13 protein-coding genes and 1 pseudogene are annotated in these 17,047 nt (G+C 45.6%); 11 read left to right on the top strand and 3 right to left on the bottom strand.

Going from position 1 to position 17,047, the window contains the following annotated elements; genetic code table 11:
- The 9 genes and pseudogenes from R8269_RS21610 to rpoC all read left to right on the top strand — a co-directional run.
- Nucleotides 1–63, top strand: a pseudogene (locus R8269_RS21610) (elongation factor Tu); the annotation flags it as partial.
- A gap of 266 nt (nucleotides 64–329) precedes the next feature.
- A complete protein-coding gene (gene secE / locus R8269_RS21615; protein WP_005384680.1) occupies nucleotides 330–710 on the top strand; it encodes a preprotein translocase subunit SecE in 381 nt (126 codons plus the stop codon).
- Nucleotides 711–723: 13 nt separating this feature from the next.
- The gene (gene nusG / locus R8269_RS21620; protein WP_005384681.1) at nucleotides 724–1,272 is read left to right on the top strand and encodes a transcription termination/antitermination protein NusG; all 549 of its coding nucleotides are present in this window, start codon (nucleotides 724–726) and stop codon (nucleotides 1,270–1,272) included.
- A gap of 164 nt (nucleotides 1,273–1,436) precedes the next feature.
- Nucleotides 1,437–1,865 (top strand): 50S ribosomal protein L11, encoded by a 429-nt coding sequence (rplK, locus tag R8269_RS21625; RefSeq protein WP_005384682.1) that lies wholly within the window; start codon nucleotides 1,437–1,439, stop codon nucleotides 1,863–1,865.
- Nucleotides 1,866–1,869: 4 nt separating this feature from the next.
- Nucleotides 1,870–2,571 carry a 50S ribosomal protein L1 gene (rplA, locus tag R8269_RS21630; protein ID WP_005384683.1) on the top strand — a complete coding sequence of 234 codons (702 nt, stop codon included), beginning with the start codon at nucleotides 1,870–1,872 and terminating at the stop codon, nucleotides 2,569–2,571.
- A gap of 293 nt (nucleotides 2,572–2,864) precedes the next feature.
- Entirely contained in the window at nucleotides 2,865–3,359 is a 495-nt protein-coding gene (gene rplJ / locus R8269_RS21635; protein ID WP_005382538.1) for a 50S ribosomal protein L10, read from the top strand.
- A gap of 57 nt (nucleotides 3,360–3,416) precedes the next feature.
- On the top strand, nucleotides 3,417–3,785 hold the full coding sequence (gene rplL / locus R8269_RS21640) for a 50S ribosomal protein L7/L12 (protein WP_005382540.1): 369 nt from the start codon (nucleotides 3,417–3,419) through the stop codon (nucleotides 3,783–3,785).
- A 252-nt stretch (nucleotides 3,786–4,037) separates the two neighbouring features.
- Nucleotides 4,038–8,066 carry a DNA-directed RNA polymerase subunit beta gene (rpoB, locus tag R8269_RS21645; protein WP_005384685.1) on the top strand — a complete coding sequence of 1,343 codons (4,029 nt, stop codon included), beginning with the start codon at nucleotides 4,038–4,040 and terminating at the stop codon, nucleotides 8,064–8,066.
- Between the two features lie 104 nt (nucleotides 8,067–8,170).
- Nucleotides 8,171–12,373, top strand: coding sequence for a DNA-directed RNA polymerase subunit beta' (rpoC, locus tag R8269_RS21650; RefSeq protein ID WP_005382514.1), 4,203 nt, complete (start codon nucleotides 8,171–8,173; stop codon nucleotides 12,371–12,373).
- A 172-nt stretch (nucleotides 12,374–12,545) separates the two neighbouring features.
- Here rpoC and R8269_RS21655 read toward each other — a convergent pair whose 3' ends face one another.
- A complete protein-coding gene (locus R8269_RS21655; RefSeq protein ID WP_005382515.1) occupies nucleotides 12,546–13,037 on the bottom strand; it encodes an Rsd/AlgQ family anti-sigma factor in 492 nt (163 codons plus the stop codon).
- 177 nt (nucleotides 13,038–13,214) lie between these two features.
- On the opposite strand from R8269_RS21655, the gene nudC reads away from it, so the two are divergent.
- Nucleotides 13,215–14,012, top strand: a complete 798-nt coding sequence (gene nudC / locus R8269_RS21660; protein ID WP_005382516.1) for an NAD(+) diphosphatase — start codon at nucleotides 13,215–13,217, stop codon at nucleotides 14,010–14,012.
- A gap of 247 nt (nucleotides 14,013–14,259) precedes the next feature.
- Nucleotides 14,260–15,327, top strand: coding sequence for a uroporphyrinogen decarboxylase (hemE, locus tag R8269_RS21665; protein WP_213906397.1), 1,068 nt, complete (start codon nucleotides 14,260–14,262; stop codon nucleotides 15,325–15,327).
- Nucleotides 15,328–15,548: 221 nt separating this feature from the next.
- Here hemE and R8269_RS21670 read toward each other — a convergent pair whose 3' ends face one another.
- Entirely contained in the window at nucleotides 15,549–16,121 is a 573-nt protein-coding gene (locus R8269_RS21670) for a uracil-DNA glycosylase family protein (RefSeq protein WP_005382518.1), read from the bottom strand.
- Between the two features lie 2 nt (nucleotides 16,122–16,123).
- Entirely contained in the window at nucleotides 16,124–17,047 is a 924-nt protein-coding gene (locus R8269_RS21675) for a D-2-hydroxyacid dehydrogenase (RefSeq protein ID WP_213906398.1), read from the bottom strand.

The following is a 17,047-nucleotide window of genomic DNA, read 5'->3' on the forward strand; positions in this document are numbered from 1 at the left end:
TTCGCGATCCGTGAAGGTGGCCGTACAGTAGGTGCTGGTGTTGTTGCTAAGATCTTCGACTAATTCATAGCGAATTAGCGATGCTTTCGGAAAATCTTGAATTAGATTTGACGAACCAGTAGCAAAAAGGGCATCATTTGATGCCCTTTTTCTGCACTCAACATTATTTTTGCTGTTTTCTTGTTCAGAAGTGGGTTGGGCGCAGAGCAAGATTAAGCAAAGAGGCTTAATCTTAAGAAGAGTACGCTGATTTTTTCAGCGATATGGAGTTTGCCCTGCAACAGCGGGGTTGTTGTCGTCTATATTAAGACTTGTAACAGGTTGGTTTTATGAAAGCAAATAATGCTGAAACTCCTGATAGCTCAAACGCAGCAGATACGTTTAAGTGGGTAGCCGCTTTCGTATTGGCAGCTGCCGCTGTTGTGGGTAATTACCTGTATGGTGAAATGTCTGTAGTGGTTCGTGCTGCAGGCGTTGTTGTTCTTATTGCAGCTGCCTTAGGCGTTGCAGCAACAACGACTAAAGGTAAAGCAGCGATCAGTTTTGCAAAAGAATCTCGTATGGAAGTACGTAAAGTTGTTTGGCCTACTCGCCAAGAAACCATGCAAACAACACTGATCGTTTTAGCTGTAAGTATTGTAATGGCTCTAGTGCTATGGGGTATTGACGGAATTATGGTTCGTCTAGTAGCTCTAGCAACTGGGGTATAGAGGGTTTTTATTCATGAGTGAAGCTCCAAAAAAACGCTGGTATGTGGTTCAAGCCTTCTCTGGATTTGAAGGTCGTGTAGCTCAATCTCTGCGCGAGCATATCAAAATGCACGGCATGGAAGAGCTATTCGGTGAAGTACTGGTTCCTACTGAAGAAGTAGTGGAAATGCGCGCGGGTCAGCGTCGCAAATCTGAGCGTAAGTTCTTCCCAGGTTACGTCCTTGTTCAGATGATTATGAACGATGAATCATGGCACCTAGTACGCAGTGTGCCGCGTGTCATGGGCTTCATTGGTGGTACCTCAGACCGTCCGGCACCTATCACGGATAAAGAGGCTGACGCGATTCTTAATCGTCTTGAGAAAGCGAGTGAAGCGCCTCGTCCACGTACAATGTACGAAGCGGGTGAAGTGGTACGTGTTAACGAAGGTCCATTTGCTGACTTCAACGGTACTGTTGAAGAAGTGGATTACGAGAAGAGCCGCCTGAAAGTGTCTGTATCGATCTTTGGTCGTGCGACACCAGTTGAGCTTGAATTTGGTCAGGTTGAAAAGCTGGACTAAGACTCTTCGTTAAAGAGTATAAAAAATCACCTTTTTAGGGTTGTATAAGGCGCGGATTATGACTATAATTTCGCGCCTTTTTACTTCAAGTGAAGTAAAAAGTTTCTTACACAAACGGGGAGCTGATCCGCGATTAGCGTTTGTACCCAAACTTAGGAATTATCATGGCTAAGAAAGTTGAAGCTTACATCAAGCTACAAGTTGCTGCTGGTATGGCTAACCCTAGTCCACCAGTAGGTCCTGCACTAGGTCAACACGGTGTGAACATCATGGAATTCTGTAAAGCGTTCAACGCAAAAACAGAATCTATTGAGAAAGGTCTACCAACTCCAGTAGTTATCACAGTATACAGCGACCGTTCTTTCACGTTCGTAACTAAGACCCCACCTGCTGCTGTTCTTCTTAAGAAAGCTGCTGGCGTTAAGTCTGGTTCAGGTCGTCCAAACACTGAAAAAGTTGGTACTGTAACTGACGCTCAAATCCAAGAAATCGCAGAAACTAAAGCTGCTGATATGACTGGTGCTGACATCGAAGCGATGAAGCGTTCTATCGCTGGTACTGCTCGTTCAATGGGCCTAGTGGTAGAGGGTTAATAAGATGGCAAAACTAACTAAGCGCATGCGCGTAATCCGCGAAAAAGTTGACGTAACTAAAGAATACGAAATCAACGAAGCTGTTGCTCTTCTTCAAGAACTAGCGACTGCTAAATTCGTTGAGTCTGTAGACGTTGCTGTTAACCTAGGCATTGATGCTCGTAAATCTGACCAGAACGTACGTGGTGCAACTGTACTACCTCACGGTACTGGCCGCGAAATCCGCGTTGCAGTGTTCACTCAAGGTGCTAACGCTGAAGCAGCTAAAGAAGCTGGCGCAGACATCGTAGGTATGGAAGATCTTGCTGAGCAAGTTAAGAAAGGCGAAATGAACTTTGACGTAGTTGTTGCTTCTCCAGATGCAATGCGCGTTGTAGGTCAACTAGGTACTATCCTAGGTCCTCGCGGTCTTATGCCAAACCCTAAAGTTGGTACTGTAACTCCTAACGTTGCTGAAGCAGTTAAAAACGCTAAAGCTGGTCAGGTTCGTTACCGTAACGACAAAAACGGCATCATCCACACTACTATCGGTAAAGCAAACTTCTCTGCTGAGCAGATCAAAGAGAACCTAGAAGCACTTCTAGTTGCTCTGAAGAAAGCTAAGCCATCTTCAGCGAAAGGTACTTTCCTGAAGAAAGTAAGCATCTCTACTACTATGGGTGCTGGTGTTGCTGTTGATCAGGCTAGCCTGAACACTCAAGCATAATTTATTTGCTTAGGCGCAAAATTAGTGTATAATTTTGCGCCTAATATTTGTGGTTGGGGCTGAACTTTGGTTCTTTGAACTGTCTCCTAGTTCGAAATGAATTAAGACCCAGTCTCCGTCCAAGACCGTAGGTGTTTGTGTAAAAGCAAACTTAATTATCCTACGTAGATGGTGCCCGAACTGACAGAAAGCTCTATGTAATATAGTTAACTTTCTTCTGGGGAAGCACCTCAATAGCTCTCACTGTCGTGATGATAGTGAGTGGTGTAACGACAACCAGGAGTAAATCCAAGATGGCTTTAAACCTTCAAGACAAAAAAGCAATTGTTGCTGAAGTCAACGAAGCTGCCAGTGGTGCACTTTCTGCAGTTGTAGCTGATTCTCGTGGCGTTCAAGTTGGCGCGATGACTTCTCTACGTAAACAAGCTCGTGAAGCTGGCGTTTACATGAGAGTTGTTCGTAACACTCTTGCTCGTCGTGCGGTTGAAGGTACTGAGTACGAGTGTCTAACTGACACTTTCACTGGTCCTACTCTAATCGCATTCTCTAATGAGCACCCAGGTGCTGCAGCGCGTCTTTTCAAAGACTTCGCTAAAGAGAACAAAGATTTCGAGATCAAAGCTGCTGCATTTGAAGGCGCTTTAACTGACGCTGAAGTACTAGCAACACTACCAACTTACGACGAAGCAATTGCACGCCTAATGATGTGCATGAAAGAAGCTTCGGCTGGCAAGCTGGCGCGTACTATCGCAGCTATCCGCGATCAAAAACAAGAAGCAGCGGCATAAGCCTTGCTTTTTACTGGTTGCTTAATAAACTTATTGTTGACTTAAAAGAGAATTGTTATGTCTATTACTAACGAGCAAATCCTAGACGCAGTTGCAGAAATGTCTGTAATGCAAGTTGTTGAACTAATCGAAGCAATGGAAGAGAAATTCGGTGTTTCTGCTGCTGCTGCTGTTGTAGCTGGCGGCGCTGCTGCAGGCGAAGCTGCTGCTGAGCAAACTGAATTCGACGTAATCCTAGAAGCTGCTGGCGGTAACAAAGTTGCTGTAATCAAAGCAGTACGTGGCGCAACTGGCCTAGGTCTTAAAGAAGCTAAAGCTCTAGTAGACGGCGCTCCAGCACCTCTTAAAGAAGGTGTTGAGAAAGCAGAAGCTGAAGCTCTTAAAGCTCAGCTAGAAGAAGCTGGTGCAACTGTTGCTGTTAAGTAATTATTGCATAGTTTCTTAGCCTAACGGCTAATTGGCTGGTGGTTTTTTAACCACCGGCCTTTTTGCGCTGTAGGGTATAGGCGAATTTTCCCGCTGTTTAAGCGCCTGATATCCATGCAAAAAACATTTCATTCTTACGAAATGAAATGTCACTACAGTAAACAGCTATATTAGTCACTGTCCCTTACCCCCCTTAAGTAACTAGGAGCGGGCGGACAGTTTGGGTCACTTATCAGCGAGCTGAGGAACCCCATGGTTTACTCTTATACCGAGAAAAAGCGCATCCGTAAGGACTTTGGTACTCGTCCACAAGTTTTGGACATTCCATACCTGCTATCGATCCAGCTCGATTCGTTCGACAAATTTATCGAACAGGATCCTGAAGGTCAATACGGTCTTGAAGCCGCTTTCCGTTCTGTATTCCCGATTCAGAGCTACAACGGCAATTCTGAGCTGCAATACGTTAGCTACCGTCTTGGTGAGCCAGTTTTTGACGTTAAAGAATGTCAAATCCGCGGTGTAACTTACTCAAAGCCACTACGTGTAAAACTACGCCTAGTTATCTTTGATAAAGACGCGCCAGCAGGTACTGTAAAAGACATTAAAGAACAAGAAGTCTACATGGGTGAAATTCCACTCATGACAGACAATGGTACCTTCGTAATCAACGGTACCGAGAGGGTTATCGTATCCCAGCTGCACCGAAGCCCAGGCGTGTTCTTCGACAGCGATAAGGGTAAGACCCACTCTTCAGGTAAAGTTTTATACAACGCACGTGTTATTCCTTACCGTGGTTCATGGCTTGATTTCGAGTTTGATCCTAAGGATAACTTGTACGTTCGTATCGACCGCCGTCGTAAGCTACCAGCATCGATCATCCTTCGAGCACTAGGTAAGTCGACAGAAGAAATCCTAGATATCTTCTTCGAGAAAGTGAACTTCGAAGTGAAAGACCAAACTCTATTGATGGAGTTGGTTCCTGATCGTCTACGTGGTGAAACTGCGTCATTCGACATCGAAGCAAATGGTAAAGTTTACGTTGAGCAGGGTCGTCGCGTAACAGCTCGTCATATCCGCCAACTAGAAAAAGATGGCGTTGATCACATCGAAGTACCAGTTGAGTACATCGTTGGTAAAGTTGCATCTAAAGATTACATCAATGAAGCAACTGGCGAGATCATTGTTAACGCTAACCAGGAAATCAGCCTGGAAGCATTAGCGAACCTATCTCAGGCAGGCCACAAAGCGCTAGAAGTTCTATTTACGAACGATCTAGACCACGGTCCATTCATGTCAGAAACATTACGTATCGACAGCACGGTTGATCGTATTTCTGCATTGGTAGAAATCTACCGCATGATGCGCCCTGGTGAGCCGCCAACAAAAGAAGCTGCAGAAGCTCTATTCGAAAGCCTATTCTTCTCTGAAGAGCGTTACGATCTATCGACTGTTGGTCGTATGAAGTTCAACAGCTCTATCGGCCGTGAAGATGCTCAAGAGCAAGGCACACTTGATGAAACTGATATCATCGAAGTGATGAAGAAGCTGATCGCGATCCGTAACGGTAAGGGCGAAGTGGACGATATCGACCACCTAGGCAACCGTCGTATCCGTTCTGTAGGCGAAATGGCTGAGAACCAGTTCCGTGTAGGTCTAGTACGTGTTGAGCGTGCAGTTAAAGAGCGTCTAAGCCTAGGCGATCTTGACGCAATCATGCCTCAAGACTTGATCAACGCGAAGCCAATTTCTGCGGCAGTTAAAGAATTCTTTGGCTCTTCACAGCTTTCACAGTTCATGGACCAAAACAACCCGCTATCAGAAGTAACGCACAAGCGTCGTATTTCTGCGTTGGGTCCTGGCGGTCTAACTCGTGAACGTGCTGGCTTCGAAGTACGTGACGTACACGTAACTCACTACGGTCGTCTATGTCCTATCGAAACGCCTGAAGGTCCAAACATCGGTCTGATCAACTCTCTATCTGCGTTTGCGCGTTGTAACGAGTACGGTTTCCTAGAGACACCATACCGTCGCGTTGTAGATGGCGTAGTAACAGACGAAGTAGATTACCTATCTGCAATCGAAGAAGGCCAATTCGTTATCGCACAGGCGAACGCTAAGCTAAACGAAGATGGTACTTTTGCAGATGAGCTGATCACAGCTCGTCAGAAAGGTGAATCTGGTCTACACCCTCGTGAGCACGCTCAGTACATGGACGTTGCGACAAACCAGGTTGTATCTATCGCTGCATCGCTTATCCCGTTCCTAGAACACGATGATGCGAACCGTGCATTGATGGGTGCGAACATGCAACGTCAGGCAGTTCCAACACTGAAAGCTGACAAACCGCTTGTTGGTACTGGTATTGAACGTAACGTAGCAGTTGACTCAGGTGTAACTGCAGTTGCTAAACGTGGTGGTGTAATCCAGTCAGTAGATGCTTCTCGTATCGTTGTTAAAGTTAACGAAGAAGAGCTAGTACCAGGTGAAGCTGGTATCGACATCTACAACCTGACTAAATACACACGTTCTAACCAGAACACATGTATTAACCAGCGCCCATGTGTGATGCCAGGTGAGCCTGTATCACGCGGTGACGTTCTTGCTGATGGTCCTTCAACAGACCTTGGTGAACTAGCGCTTGGTCAAAACATGCGTATCGCGTTCATGCCTTGGAACGGTTACAACTTCGAAGACTCGATCTTAGTATCTGAGCGCGTAGTTCAAGAAGACCGTTTCACGACTATCCACATCCAAGAACTGACTTGTGTGGCGCGTGATACTAAGCTTGGTTCTGAAGAGATCACAGCGGATATTCCAAACGTAGGTGAGTCTGCTCTGTCTAAACTAGACGAGTCAGGTATCGTTTACATCGGTGCTGAAGTTAAGGGTGGCGACATCCTAGTTGGTAAAGTTACACCTAAAGGTGAAACTCAGCTAACGCCTGAAGAGAAGCTACTACGTGCAATCTTCGGTGAAAAAGCATCTGACGTTAAAGATACTTCACTACGTGTACCTAACTCTGTATCAGGTACGATCATCGACGTTCAAGTCTTTACTCGCGATGGCGTAGAGAAAGACAAGCGTGCGCTTGAAATCGAACAGATGCAGCTTAAAGAAGCGAAGAAAGACCTAACTGAAGAATTCCAGATTCTTGAGGGCGGCCTTCTAAACCGTGTTAAAGCTGTATTGATTGAAGGCGGTTACTCTGAAGCGAAACTAGACACAACTGATCGTAAGAAGTGGCTAGAACTAACGCTAGAAGATGACGCACTACAAACTCAGCTTGAGCAACTTGCTGAGCAGTGGGATGAGCTAAAAGCTGACTTCGATAAGAAGTTCGAAACTAAGCGTCGTAAGATCACTCAAGGTGATGATTTAGCACCTGGCGTCCTGAAGATCGTTAAGGTTTACCTAGCGGTTAAACGTCGCATTCAGCCTGGTGATAAGATGGCGGGTCGTCACGGTAACAAGGGTGTAATCTCTAAGATCAACCCTGTTGAAGACATGCCATACGATGAGAAAGGTCAGCCTGTAGACATCGTACTTAACCCACTGGGTGTACCTTCGCGTATGAACATCGGTCAGATCCTAGAAGTACACTTAGGTCTGGCAGCGAAAGGTATCGGTGACAAGATCAACCAGATGGTTAAAGAGCAGCAAGAACTAGCGAAATTCCGCGAGTTCCTACAAAAAGTTTACGATCTAGGCGACACTCGCCAGAAAGTAGACATTGCTTCTCTATCTGATGATGAAGTACGTACTCTGATCAAGAACTTGCGTGGCGGTCTACCAATCGCGACTCCTGTATTTGATGGCGCTCCAGAAGAGTCAATCAAAGCACTTCTTGAGCTAGCAGATCTACCAACATCAGGTCAGTTAACACTGTTTGATGGTCGCACAGGTGATGCGTTTGAGCGTCCTGTAACTGTTGGTTACATGTACATGCTGAAACTGAACCACCTTGTTGATGACAAGATGCACGCTCGTTCAACTGGTTCGTACAGCCTAGTAACTCAGCAGCCACTAGGTGGTAAAGCTCAGTTCGGTGGTCAGCGTTTCGGTGAGATGGAAGTATGGGCACTAGAAGCATACGGTGCTGCTTACACGCTACAAGAAATGCTAACGGTTAAGTCGGATGACGTTAACGGCCGTACTAAGATGTACAAGAACATCGTAGACGGTAACCACAGCATGGAACCTGGCATGCCAGAATCGTTCAACGTACTGTTGAAAGAGATCCGCTCGCTAGGTATCAACATCGAGCTAGAAGACGAAGAGTAATCCTTTTCTCTCTTGATGAAAGTCGAGAGAATCAAAGCGATTATTTGGAAGAAGGTGCTCACTTTAGCGAGTGAGCTCCTTTTAACTCCTTACAGGAGCTGATTGTGAAAGACTTATTAAACTTTCTAAAAGCACAGCATAAGACCGAAGAATTTGATGCAATCAAAATCGGTCTATCTTCACCAGACATGATCCGTTCATGGTCTTTCGGTGAAGTTAAAAAACCTGAAACGATCAACTATCGTACGTTCAAACCTGAACGCGATGGTCTGTTCTGTGCGCGTATCTTTGGTCCAGTTAAAGACTACGAATGTCTTTGTGGTAAGTACAAGCGCCTGAAGCACCGTGGTGTTATCTGTGAGAAGTGTGGTGTAGAAGTTACACAAACTAAAGTTCGTCGTGACCGTATGGGCCACATTGAACTGGCTTCACCAGTAGCTCACATCTGGTTCCTAAAATCGCTACCGTCTCGTATCGGTCTACTAATGGATATCCCTCTACGTGATATCGAACGCGTTCTGTACTTCGAAATGTACGTAGTAACAGAGCCTGGTATGACTGATCTAGAAAAAGGTCAGATGCTTACTGAAGAAGAGTATCTAGATCGTCTAGAAGAGTGGGGCGACGAGTTCACTGCTAAGATGGGTGCGGAAGCTATCAAGGACCTACTAGGTTCTATGGATATGCACGCTGAAGCAGAACAAATGCGTGAAGAGTTAGAGACAACAAACTCTGAAACTAAGCGTAAGAAAGTAACTAAGCGTCTTAAGCTGGTAGAAGCGTTCATCGCATCGGGTAACAACCCTGAGTGGATGATCCTAACTGTACTTCCAGTACTTCCGCCAGATCTACGTCCTCTAGTACCTCTAGATGGCGGTCGCTTTGCGACTTCTGATCTTAACGATCTATACCGTCGTGTGATCAACCGTAACAACCGTTTGAAGCGTCTTCTAGAGCTAGCTGCTCCGGACATCATCGTACGTAACGAAAAACGTATGCTGCAAGAGTCTGTTGATGCGCTACTAGATAACGGTCGTCGTGGTCGTGCGATCACAGGTTCTAACAAGCGTCCTCTGAAATCTCTTGCTGATATGATCAAGGGTAAACAAGGTCGTTTCCGTCAGAACCTTCTAGGTAAACGTGTAGACTACTCTGGCCGTTCTGTAATCACAGTAGGTCCATACCTTCGTCTACACCAGTGTGGTCTTCCTAAGAAGATGGCACTTGAGCTATTCAAACCATTCATCTACAGCAAGCTAGAGACTCGTGGTCTTGCGACTACAATCAAAGCTGCTAAGAAAATGGTAGAGCGTGAAGAAGCGGTCGTTTGGGATATCCTAGACGAAGTAATCCGTGAACACCCAGTACTATTGAACCGTGCACCGACACTTCACCGTCTAGGTATCCAGGCGTTCGAACCAGTACTGATCGAAGGTAAAGCGATTCAGCTACACCCACTTGTTTGTGCGGCGTACAACGCGGACTTCGATGGTGACCAAATGGCGGTTCACGTACCTCTAACTCTAGAGGCACAGCTTGAAGCTCGTACTCTGATGATGTCGACAAACAACATTCTGTCGCCAGCGTCAGGTGATCCGATCATCGTACCTTCTCAGGACGTTGTATTGGGTCTGTACTACATGACTCGTGAAAAGATCAACGTGAAAGGTGAAGGCATGTACCTTTCTGGCCCAGAAGAGGCTGAGAAAGCATACCGCACTAAACAAGCTGAGCTTCACGCACGCGTTAAAGTACGTATTACAGAAACTGTTGTAGACGAAGATGGCAACAGCACTACAGAAACCAAGATGGTAGACACCACTGTTGGTCGTGCAATGCTATGGCAAATCGTGCCAGCTGGTCTACCGTACAGCATCGTTAACCAAAAGCTAGGTAAGAAGCAAATCTCTAACCTACTTAACGAGGCGTACCGTAAACTAGGTCTGAAAGACACAGTAATCTTCGCTGACCAAATCATGTACACAGGTTTCGCATACGCGGCACTTTCTGGTGTATCTGTTGGTATCGACGATATGGTTGTACCTGCAGCTAAGTACACTGAAATCGCAGAAGCGGAAGAAGAAGTACGTGAAATCCAGGAACAGTACCAATCAGGTCTTGTTACTGCGGGCGAACGCTACAACAAAGTTATCGATATCTGGGCATCGACCAACGACCGTGTTGCGAAAGCAATGATGGAAAACCTTTCATCTGAAACGGTAGTTAACCGTGACGGTGAAGAGGAACAGCAAGAGTCATTCAACAGCATCTATATGATGGCGGACTCGGGCGCTCGTGGTTCTGCAGCACAGATTCGTCAGCTTGCGGGTATGCGTGGTCTGATGGCGCGTCCAGATGGTTCAATCATCGAAACGCCGATCACAGCGAACTTTAAAGAAGGTCTAAACGTACTTCAGTACTTTATCTCAACGCACGGTGCTCGTAAGGGTCTTGCGGATACGGCACTGAAAACAGCGAACTCGGGTTACCTAACTCGTCGTCTAGTAGACGTTGCTCAAGACGTTGTTGTAACTGAACATGACTGTGGCACTCACGAAGGTGTCGACATGATGCCTCACATCGAGGGTGGTGATGTTAAAGTTGCACTTTCTGAGCTTGCTCTTGGTCGTGTTGTTGCTGAAGACGTACTAAAACCTGGCACTGAAGACGTTCTTATTCCACGTAACACCCTGATCGATGAGAAATGGTGTCAAATCATGGAAGAGAACTCAGTAGACAGCATGAAAGTGCGCTCTGTAGTAACGTGTGATTCTGACTTCGGTTGTTGTGCACAATGTTACGGTCGTGACCTAGCACGTGGTCACCTAGTGAACCAAGGTGAAGCAGTGGGTGTTATTGCTGCTCAGTCTATCGGTGAGCCAGGTACACAGCTAACGATGCGTACGTTCCACATCGGTGGTGCGGCATCGACAGCAGCGGCAGAGAACAGTGTTCAAGTTAAGAACAACGGTTCTATCAAGCTACACAACGCTAAATCTGTATTGGCTGATGACGGTAAGATCGTTATCACTTCTCGTGCGACAGAGTTAACTATCGTTGATGAGTTTGGTCGTACTAAAGAGAAGCACAAACTGCCTTACGGTACGCTACTAAGCAAAGGCGATGGTGATACAGTTCAAGCTGGCGAAACAGTTGCAAACTGGGAAGCGCACACACTACCTATCATTACTGAGGTAGCAGGTCGCATCCAGTTCGTAGATATGATCGACGGCGTAACAGTATCTCGTCAAACTGATGACCTAACTGGTCTATCTTCAAGCGAAGTAACTGACCCAGCAGCTCGCCCTTCAGCAGGTAAAGATATGCGTCCAGCTATCAAACTTGTTGACGAGCAAGGTAACGATGTAATGATCCCTGGTACTGATATGCCAGCTCACTACTTCCTACCTGGTAAAGCGATTGTGAACATCGAAGATGGCGCAGCAGTAGGTGTTGGTGCAACACTAGCACGTATTCCTCAGAAGTCTGGCGGTAACAAAGATATCACCGGTGGTCTTCCACGAGTTGCTGACCTATTTGAAGCACGTAAGCCGAAAGAGCCTGCAATCCTTGCTGAGCACACAGGTACTGTGAGCTTTGGTAAAGAGACGAAAGGTAAACGTCGCCTAGTGATCACACGTGAAAGCGGTGAAGCTTACGAAGAGATGATTCCTAAGCATCGTCAGTTGAACGTATTCGAAGGTGAAAAAGTTGAACGTGGTGATGTGATCGCAGATGGTCCAGAGTCTCCACATGACATCCTACGTCTACGTGGCGTACACGCGGTAACGCAGTACATTGCTAACGAAGTACAGGAAGTTTACCGTCTACAAGGCGTTAAGATTAACGATAAGCACATTGAAACTATCGTTCGTCAGATGCTACGTAAGTGTACTATTACTCACTCTGGTGACTCTGAGTTCCTACCTGGTGAACAGATTGAGTACTCACAAGTTAAGATTGCTAACCGTAACCTAGAAGCTGAAGGCAAAGAGCCTGCACGTTTCGAACGTGAACTACTAGGTATTACTAAAGCATCTCTAGCGACTGAGTCGTTCATCTCTGCGGCATCGTTCCAGGAGACAACTCGCGTACTAACAGAAGCTGCGGTTTCTGGTAAGCGTGATGACCTACGTGGTCTGAAAGAGAACGTAATTGTTGGTCGTCTGATCCCAGCTGGTACTGGTTTCGCATACCACCAAGAGCGTCAAGCTAAACGTTCTGAAGCGCAAGATGGTCCTTCTGCTGAGCAAGCAACGGATAACCTAGCGGCACTTCTAAACGCTGGTTTCTCTTCTGAAGAGTAAGTCATATAACGAGTAATCGTTAAAAGCTTAAGAAAAAGGCACCTTCGGGTGCCTTTTTAGTTTTTATACTACTTTGTTCTTCCGGTGGGATTTTCGATAAAGCTAGAAACAAAAAAGACCGACGATGATCGTCAGTCTTTTCTCTCACTCTATTTCTAAATGTTTGCAAATACTAAGCCCCAGGTGGCATAGACAGGCTTTCTGCGATTTGCTGTATCAGATAGTCCTCGACTTCAAAGCGAGTCTCAAGAATTTCCCCAATGAGACACATATCAGAATCGAAATCATTTAATTCATCATCTTCAGTCACTTCTGAGTACTTATCGTTAAAGTTCAATAATGGTTCAGTCGTTAGAACAATTTGACCATAGGTTTGATTGATCTCATTAGTCACGACAAAGCCGGTTGCTTTCCAACGGTCCATAACCATGTCATAAATTTTAAAGTGGCCTTCGGAGATGTAATCAACGAGGTGCTGACAGAAATCCTGCAGTTCGGAAGGAGATGGGAGTTCAATAACATTGGTTTTCGAACAAGGTTGCAGCGCTGCAAGCTTACAATATTCAACAATCAGGGATTGTCGTGTCTCTAACCAGTGATCAATGACATCACTTGAGCCACCCCACTGGTCTTGTGTTTGTTTGAATTTTCTTAGCATGACCATGCCCTCATGATCTGATCGCCCATCGGCGAACGTATCCTTTGCAAAGCAAAGTTAGTAAAGTTATTACAAACTCTTGTCCTTACTAGAATTTAGAGTGCACATTTACTTAACGATAAACTCTAGTATGAAATTAGATTGCCAGTAAAATGAACGAACTTCAAGCAAAGGGATGGTGTAATGTTAAGAAAAGGTGATGTTAACCGCGCGATAAATGCATACTGGTGTGTTGTTGCAGGAAGTGAAATTTGGCTGGTGGATGGTGCTGTGCCCTTCGGGTCTGCAGAGCAGTTATCACTGCCAGTAACGAGTGCAAGACCCATTGGTGAGTATTCTGGTTCGCCCGTCATGTGGCTTAACTTGGCCGATTTAGAGCATGATCTACCTTTAGTATCCCTGCGTGACTGCCTGCATTTTCCTGAGCCATTATTTATGTTGTTAAGTAAAGCTGTGCAATATGGGCACATGACGCAAAGTTTGCGCTTTTGTCCACAGTGCGGAGGAAGAAACTTTCTTAATAATAACCAGTTAGCCATGCAGTGTGGTGAATGTCGCACCCTTCATTATCCTAGAATATTTCCGTGTATTATCGTTGCTGTACGTAAAGAAAATCAGATCTTATTAGCCCAACATCCAAGGCATCGAAATGGTATGTATACGGTTATTGCGGGTTTTCTAGAAGTCGGTGAGACATTAGAAGAGTGCGTGGCTCGAGAAATTCATGAAGAAACGGGAATTCTCGTTAAAAATATTCGTTACTTTGGCAGCCAGCCTTGGGCTTTCCCATCCAGTATGATGATGGGGTTTTTAGCTGACTATGAATCCGGAGAGTTAAGCCCAGACTACACTGAGCTGTCTGATGCACAATGGTTTGGTATCGACGAGATGCCGCCTGTTGCGCCTAAAGGAACGATTGCAAGAGCACTTATCGAACAAACGCTGAAAGATATAGACTCTAATTGTCTGATAAATAGATAAAAAAAACCCTCCGAGAGGGAGGGGGTAAGTAAGATGTCGTTATGAGATGCTGAGTACTAAGTACTCAGTTTATAATTGTAGTTTTCGCTAGCGAACAAATTTTTAACACTGATACCGATTGGGTGCAAATTAAGCATTGATTTAAAAGTTAATAACTTGATCCAGGTTGCAAAGCACACAGCTATTGGACTTAAATCAGTGATAGAATACCCCCTTTCACAGAAAGCCTAACAGTTGGAATTACGGAATGACTGAATTAAAAAATGATCGTTATCTGCGTGCGCTTTTAAAAGAGCCGGTAGATTACACGCCAGTATGGATGATGCGCCAGGCAGGTCGTTACCTACCAGAATACAAAGCGACTCGTGCAGAAGCGGGTGATTTCATGTCTTTGTGTCGAAATGCAGAATTAGCATCCGAAGTGACACTTCAACCATTACGCCGTTTTCCTCTTGATGCCGCGATCTTATTCTCGGACATCTTAACGATTCCAGATGCAATGGGGCTTGGTTTGCGTTTTGCTGCGGGTGAAGGACCTGTTTTTGATAACCCAATTACATGCAAAGCCGACGTGGAAAAAATTGGTTTGCCAGATCCTGAAGGTGAACTGCAATACGTAATGAACGCAGTACGCCAGATCCGTAAAGACCTGAAGGGTGAAGTGCCGCTGATTGGTTTTTCTGGTAGTCCTTGGACTCTTGCGACGTATATGATCGAAGGTGGTAGCTCTAAAGCGTTTACCAAGATCAAGAAGATGATGTACGCGGAACCACAAACTCTGCACCTACTTCTAGATAAGCTGGCAGACAGCGTTATCGAGTACTTAAACGCGCAAATTAAAGCGGGTGCGCAATCGGTAATGGTATTTGACACATGGGGTGGCGTACTAACGCCTCGTGATTACAATCTGTTCTCACTGCAATACATGCACAAGATTGTAGATGGTCTGATTCGTGAAAACGACGGTCGTCGCGTGCCAGTCACACTGTTTACTAAGAATGGCGGCATGTGGCTTGAGCAAATCGCAGCAACGGGCTGTGATGCGGTTGGTCTAGACTGGACAATCAACATTGCAGACGCGAAAGTACGTATCGGTGATAAAGTGGCTCTGCAAGGTAACATGGACCCATCAATGCTTTACGCTTCACCAGAGCGTATCCGTGAAGAAGTCGCGGGTATTCTAGAAGGTTTTGGTGATGCAGGTACTGGTCATGTGTTCAACCTAGGGCACGGTATCCATTTGGATGTGCCGCCAGAAAACGCGGGCGTCTTTGTGGATGCGGTACACGAGCTATCTAAGCCATACCACAAGTAAGTTAGATTTTTTTGAAATCAAATACCGGCATTCAGTGCCGGTATTTTTTTACCTAAAACTCAAGGCCGTACAGCTCTGGTAGTATTTGGCCTACTATGATCTAATTACTACTCTAGCTGTACATTAGACATTAAAATTCAATATAAACAAATGCTTATGATTTCTGGTTTTATGTTCTAATTTTCTTGTACAGATAAACAAGCAATTAGATCATGGGTAACCTAAAGCATCGAGTGAACGCGTTTTTTAAGGTATGGCACGACGTCAGATTCAAACCAAGGATTCTTCTTTAACCACAATGTATTGCGTGGGGATGGGTGAGGGAGCGGGATAAAGTCCGGTTCCCAATCTTGCCATTGCTGAACAGTTTGCGTGAGCGTCTTTGGTTTGTTAGTGAGATAGTACTGCTGCGAGTACTGACCAATTAGTAGAGTGAGCTCTATATTGGGCAGTTGCTCAAGAATCTTTTTATGCCAAGTGGGCGCACATTCTTTACGAGGCGGTAAATCACCAGAGTTCCCTTTGCCTGGATAACAGAATCCCATTGGGACAATGGCAATTTTATTTGGGTCGTAGAAAACGTCTTTGTCGATATCGAGCCATTGGCGTAATCGATCACCACTTGGGTCATTCCAAGGTATCGAGGTTTTGTGTACACGTGTGCCAGGGGCCTGACCGATGATTAGGATGCGTGCCCCTTTTGCTGCTTGCACGACAGGGTTTGCACCCAAAGGTAAGTTATCCGCGCATATCTGGCAGGCCCTCACTTGCTGCAATAGCTCGTCTAACGACATTCTTAGTAACCCTTTTCGAAATCCACTTGATAATTTAATGAAAACCCATCGCGCCAGCGTAGATAGTTGTCAGCAAAAATCTCGATGACTTGCTCGGGAAAACTCAGCGCAGCAATGTGTGGAGTGATGGTGACTTGCGGTAGTTTCCAAAATGGATGCTCTACCGACAACGGTTCTTGCTCAAACACATCTAAGAAGGCGTGTTCTACCCAACGGTTTTTCAGAGCGAAGAGCAACCCTGCCTCATCCAGTACGTCGCCACGACCTACGTTAAACAATAACGCCTGATTTAGTTGGCTGAGCGTTTGACGATTAAGTAACTGTCGCGTCTCAGGTGTACTTGGTAGAGTATTCACAACGATGTCGGCTTGCTCAAATGCCTTACTTAGTTCATTGATATGAAAGGTCTGATGAAACTCGCCGCCTAGAGTAGGGATACCTGTGCGGTTAATACCGATAGTTTTTATCCCCATTGCTTTAGCGGCGTTGCCCAGATAGCCCCCAATGCTACCGGTACCAAGAATTACCATGGTTTTACTTTTTAATGACGTGTACAGGTGAGGCTGCCATTGTTTGTTTTGTTGCTGCTGGTGGTATCGGGCAAAGTGGCGGTAATGGGCAATACTGTAACCCAAAACATATTCAGCAATCAGTGGACCAAAGATGCCTCGAACGTTAGTTAGAGTATAGTCCTGACGAAGGCTAGGGGATGTTAAGGCGTTGACACCAGCAAACGTGGATTGTACCCATTCAAGCTGTGAAAACTCGTCTAAGCTTTGTGATAGTAAGGGTGGATCCGCTAGTACGATCTGAGCGGCTTCTGGTTGGTCGGTGAGGCAAAGATCGGGCAGATTTTTCTCTGCCAGTAACGTTTTGTAGGTGTCGCGATGCTCTGAGAGCAGGAAAATCTGATTTGAATGCGGCAT

The sequence above is a fragment of the Vibrio sp. Vb0667 genome (assembly GCF_033391095.1).

Excerpts from the sequence above, each read along its gene's own strand:
- secE (WP_005384680.1), top strand. The coding sequence starts at position 330 with ATGAAAGCAAATAATGCTGAAACTCCTGATAGCTCAAACGCAGCAGAT.
- nusG (WP_005384681.1), top strand. The coding sequence starts at position 724 with ATGAGTGAAGCTCCAAAAAAACGCTGGTATGTGGTTCAAGCCTTCTCT.
- rplK (WP_005384682.1), top strand. The coding sequence starts at position 1,437 with ATGGCTAAGAAAGTTGAAGCTTACATCAAGCTACAAGTTGCTGCTGGT.
- rplA (WP_005384683.1), top strand. The coding sequence starts at position 1,870 with ATGGCAAAACTAACTAAGCGCATGCGCGTAATCCGCGAAAAAGTTGAC.
- rplJ (WP_005382538.1), top strand. The coding sequence starts at position 2,865 with ATGGCTTTAAACCTTCAAGACAAAAAAGCAATTGTTGCTGAAGTCAAC.
- rplL (WP_005382540.1), top strand. The coding sequence starts at position 3,417 with ATGTCTATTACTAACGAGCAAATCCTAGACGCAGTTGCAGAAATGTCT.
- rpoB (WP_005384685.1), top strand. The coding sequence starts at position 4,038 with ATGGTTTACTCTTATACCGAGAAAAAGCGCATCCGTAAGGACTTTGGT.
- R8269_RS21655 (WP_005382515.1), bottom strand. The coding sequence starts at position 13,037 with ATGGTCATGCTAAGAAAATTCAAACAAACACAAGACCAGTGGGGTGGC.
- nudC (WP_005382516.1), top strand. The coding sequence starts at position 13,215 with ATGTTAAGAAAAGGTGATGTTAACCGCGCGATAAATGCATACTGGTGT.
- hemE (WP_213906397.1), top strand. The coding sequence starts at position 14,260 with ATGACTGAATTAAAAAATGATCGTTATCTGCGTGCGCTTTTAAAAGAG.
- R8269_RS21670 (WP_005382518.1), bottom strand. The coding sequence starts at position 16,121 with ATGTCGTTAGACGAGCTATTGCAGCAAGTGAGGGCCTGCCAGATATGC.
- R8269_RS21675 (WP_213906398.1), bottom strand. The coding sequence starts at position 17,047 with ATGCCGCATTCAAATCAGATTTTCCTGCTCTCAGAGCATCGCGACACC.